This is a genomic window from Bacteroides sp. D22 (assembly GCF_000163675.1).
Lineage (GTDB): Bacteria > Bacteroidota > Bacteroidia > Bacteroidales > Bacteroidaceae > Bacteroides > Bacteroides xylanisolvens.
Genome location: NZ_GG774811.1, coordinates 16,566 through 21,072 on the forward strand (window position 1 = coordinate 16,566; position 4,507 = coordinate 21,072).

The 4,507-nt window shown below is 37.2% G+C and carries 3 protein-coding genes and 1 pseudogene; 2 read left to right on the plus strand and 2 right to left on the minus strand.

Annotated features, from left to right (window positions below; all coding sequences use genetic code 11):
* Nucleotides 1-282 precede the first annotated feature (282 nt).
* Both HMPREF0106_RS09195 and HMPREF0106_RS09190 read left to right on the plus strand, forming a co-directional pair.
* On the plus strand, nt 283-576 hold the full coding sequence (locus HMPREF0106_RS09195) for a hypothetical protein (protein WP_009040370.1): 294 nt from the start codon (nt 283-285) through the stop codon (nt 574-576).
* Nucleotides 577-608: 32 nt separating this feature from the next.
* The gene (locus HMPREF0106_RS09190) at nt 609-1,859 is read left to right on the plus strand and encodes a DUF1735 and LamG domain-containing protein (protein WP_004310970.1); all 1,251 of its coding nucleotides are present in this window, start codon (nt 609-611) and stop codon (nt 1,857-1,859) included.
* Nucleotides 1,860-2,889: 1,030 nt separating this feature from the next.
* Here the strand turns inward: HMPREF0106_RS09190 and HMPREF0106_RS27130 are convergent.
* Nucleotides 2,890-3,701: pseudogene (locus HMPREF0106_RS27130) on the minus strand (AAA domain-containing protein); the annotation flags it as partial.
* Nucleotides 3,702-3,711: 10 nt separating this feature from the next.
* Nucleotides 3,712-4,507 (minus strand): YhcG family protein (locus HMPREF0106_RS09185; RefSeq protein ID WP_009040371.1); only part of this gene is annotated, 796 nt, incomplete at its 5' end.

The following is a 4,507-nucleotide window of genomic DNA, read 5'->3' on the forward strand; positions in this document are numbered from 1 at the left end:
ACGTGCTGAATATCTATACAGAAAACCGGGCTTATGCAAGACCTTTCAAAACAGAATTCGGATAAGAATCCTTTCTTTCCGGTTAGAATCTGCGTATTACCTCAAGTCGCATCGTGGGGTAAGGGGATGGTGGCTACATATTGATGTTGTGCTGTTGCTTTTTACTGAAAGCTGCTACTAACGACTCATAAATCTACCCTTAATCGTGTATTGGATGATAGTTGCGGATTTTAGGTATATGAAAAAGGAGAAAATCCTTTGAGAGATAAATCGCAATATAGGATGGTGGATTGGAAAATGAATAAGCGTAAAAAAAATAATATTGTTGTATATGCGTTTGATCTTACAGCTAATGAGCAAAATATGTATGAAGGAATGGTGAACGATATCGCGATAGGAGATGGCATTAACGCTATGATGGATGATGGTGCTTATTGGGGGCAATCCATCTATCCTCCTTATGATTGGGGATTTATTTCCGGTGAGTATTCTTATACTTATAAACCGTTGGACTGGCTTTTGCGCCAGATGTATAATGTGTATTCAAAAGGATGGGTACGTCCGTCCGGAATGTGAGAAATAAAATGAATCTTAAAACTAAAGATATAATGAGTCTGATAATTCAAAACAAGAATATAATGAAAATAAGTAATAATTGTTTGGTCATGGTTTTCCTGTTATTAATAACAGGTTGTGACAACAAAGATTATACTAAGGAATCTCCTTTTGGTAATAGTGTATATATTGATGCGGCGAAAGTGAAGGATATAGCTAATTTTACATTTAATAATCTTAAACAGGATGGACAGCAACAGATTTCTGCTGTACTGGCATATCCTGCTGAGCAGGATATAGATGTCAGCTTTCGGACAGATCCTTCATTGATAAGTTATTATAATGCACGTTTAGGGAATAATTATGCAATGTTGGATGCTAAGTATTATAAGTTCTCCACCCAGCATGTTGTCATTCCTAAGGGAAGTGTAGATTCGGAAATGGTAACTATTGAATTTTCCAACCTGATAGACTTGGATATTGACACTAGCTTTCTATTACCTGTTACTATTGGAGAAGCATCAGGAGGGATGAGCATATTGGGCGGATCTAAAAATATCTGTTACATAGTGCGTCGTTCCAGTGCTATAACTACTGCTGTCAGTCTTGCTAACAATTATTTTGAGATACCGGGATTTGTTGCCGGTAGTCCTACTGCTAATGTAGTAAACGGATTGAAGCAACTTACTTTCGAAGCTGTTGTTCGAGTGAATAGATTTGATCCTCTTACTGAAATCTCATCCATTATGGGTATTGAGCAATATTGTTTGTTACGTTTTGGTGATTCTGGCTTTCCTAGACAGCAATTGCAATTTGCGGTTAATGAAATGAAATTTCCAAATGCCAATGATGGTAAACTGTTGCAACCTGGTGAGTGGTATCATGTTGCCGTTACTTATGACACGGAGACAAAGGCTGCTATTATGTATGTAGATGGTAAAGAGCAGAGCCGCATTGACGATTACGGAAATGGGGAAGCCATAAACCTTGGAAAACAGAAGAAAGGAGACTTTATGTTTAAGATAGGACACTCTTATGGAGACCCCGACGATATGAGTCGGCAATTAAATGGAGAGATTTGTGAAGTACGTATATGGAATGTGCTCCGTTCACAAGAAGAAATTTACAGGAATATGTATGATGTTGATCCCCAAACTACTGGTTTGAAAGCTTACTGGAAGTTCAACGAAGGTAAAGGAAATAACATTGCAAAAGACTTGACCGGTAATGGAAATGATGCTGTGGCTTATACAACTGCTATATGGCCGGAGGGGATTGAAGTACCGCAGAAAAATAAAGAGTAGCTTTCGGGAATAATATCTTGAAATGAAATTAGTGCAAATAAATCACCTTTGTTACATTGTGTTTCAAAGGTGATTTTTCTGTTTAGATTCAATTCTTTAAAATATCAGTCATTTTATCTTAGGCGATATATAATGTGCATTTGCTATAAGAATAATGCTTGGTGCTTTGGTTTTCTCGGATTTTATGTTCACCTTTGTATTGCATTACAATACTTAAGTCGTTTATATGTCTTAGGAGATCCTTAGTTGTCGTCAGTTGCAGGTATATATATACTTTGCAGTTAATGATAGTACGGCTCTGTGTTCCTCGTGTGGTAGGTTAATTACCCCACTCATATCCTAGGCTGCGGCTAATAGATTTGTAATGCAGCGGGGGATCAGGGTCGTATCTTTTTATTGAGATTTTTATATATCATTCTGTATTATTTTATAATAAAACATTGATTTTATTGGCTTTATAAGGAAATAGTCTTATCTTTGTAGGGCATTACATGTCTATTTTGCCGACTGGAAGCCAAGGAGCCTTTAGTCGTAAACGACTACGAACATATTTTTAATATGTTCGTAGTTTCGCGATATTACGGTTCTGTCCCCGTGTGGAGGGTTAATGCCCCCACTGTATCCTAGGCTTCGGCATAGATATGTAATGCAACGGGTCGGCAGGACCGTATTTTTTATATTGATTTAGAACTTGACTCTGTAAAGACCCTGTAAATGACCCTGTAAATGGGAAAATTTAGCAATATAAATATTATTTTATGTATCGCTTATCGTATTGATTGAGTAATGAAACGTGCGATATAGTTTAGTGATTATGCAAAGTACAATTCTCAAAGTTATGTTTTGACGTTCGGGATAAAACTCTTTTTCCTCTTACTGAACTATCTGAATTTTTCAGATAGTTGCATCTTCTTGTATTTCTTCTGATTCGTAATAATGGAAGTCTTTTTATCTTTTTGTATATTAATCTGAATATTGATTTGGGTAAGAGAGTGTACGTTAAATATAGTTATGGTTTGAGATGGTTATTCTAATGTAAATGTAATACTTCACTTAACTTATCTCCAATAATTTTCTTCTCATTACTACCAATAGTAGACAATCTCACCAATGAAATTCCGTACAATTCTAAAATACGATCTTTTTTAATATCACGTTCTGATTGACTTGTACCCGATTTATGGAATGTATAACTATCCGTCTCAATAGCCAATACCGGTTGTTTACTCACACGATTATAAATTAGAAAATCGATATGAGTATTTATATTTGCAGCATATTTACTTTCCTCTTCATTCAATAGAGAATAATCCTGGATCAACATATAGAGTGGTAAATGGCAAATGATATTCAAATGACGCATATTGATATTCTCTTTCAGGATATCTTCAAGTAATGCAAATGTAAGATTCTCGGAATCGTATTCGGATATTTTCTTGTGTTTCTTCAAATAGGCAATTTGGGCATCTGTGTATTGCTCATATAGATAATCGAATATAGAATGAATCTTACTGGAGTGCCATTGTTATATTCGATATAAGCAATCAAATCGCTGATATTGCAGTCTTTGGGTTGTTCGTTTCCCGATACGACTAAATAGAATTGTGACTTAGCCCGCGAAACAGCAACATTGAGCAGGTTTGGATCGTCGGAAAAGGAAGTGATGACATCGTCGACGGTAGTCATAATGATAGCATCCTTTTCTCTTCCCTGAAATTTATGGACTGTTGCGACATCAATATCCTCTTCAAGTGCGGATTTTACTGCATCTACTTGTTTGTTATATGGAGCTATGACGCCAATTTCATCTGTTTCATAAGATAGATTCGGTAGTACTTTCTGCCAGTCAATGTTAGTTATCTCTTAATTTAGCTTCTATCTCTTCAATGGTAGGCATGGTACCTTCCACTTTTTCGGGATAGAACTTCTCCAGATCATATTCGGAAATACCCAAAGGTTGGCTGCTCGACTCCAAAGCATACTGGGCTTGTATGCGGTCTTTCTCTTTGCAAATCAGTAAGCCGATGGTTGGGTTATCCCGTCCTTCCTTACGCAGCAAATGATTGCAAGCCACCACATATCCACCTAATTGACCGATGTCGGCAAAAGCAAATTTACCGATTTTTACCTCTACCACCACATAGCAGGAAAGCGAAAGATTATAAAAGAGCAAGTCGATAAAGTTTTCCGTTTCGCCTATTTCTAAACGATATTCTTTGCCCACATAAGCGAAACCCGTACCCAGTTCAATCAGGAATCGGGTAATGTTATTCAGTAGAGCATCTTTGAGCAATCGTTCATTGTAACGCCCAGTTATACCCGTGAAAGCAAAATTGTAGGGGTCTTTGGTTAACTCCTGTGCAAGGTCGCTCATCGCATCGGGCAATGTTTTTGTAAAGTTAGTCAGTGCCTTGCCCTGCCGCTCATAAAGGTCGGTGCTAATGAAATTGAGCAGCATACTACGACTCCAGCCGTTCTCCACCGTCTGGTGAACATAGAACAGAGCTTTGTCTATATCGTCTTTCACTTTATCCATTATCAAGCAATGGTGTCTCCATGGGACTTCAAATATTCCACCAACTTGGTGGAATAATTCCGTTTCATTTTTTCCACCAACTTGGTGGAAAGTTTTCAGAGCATCCTTATAA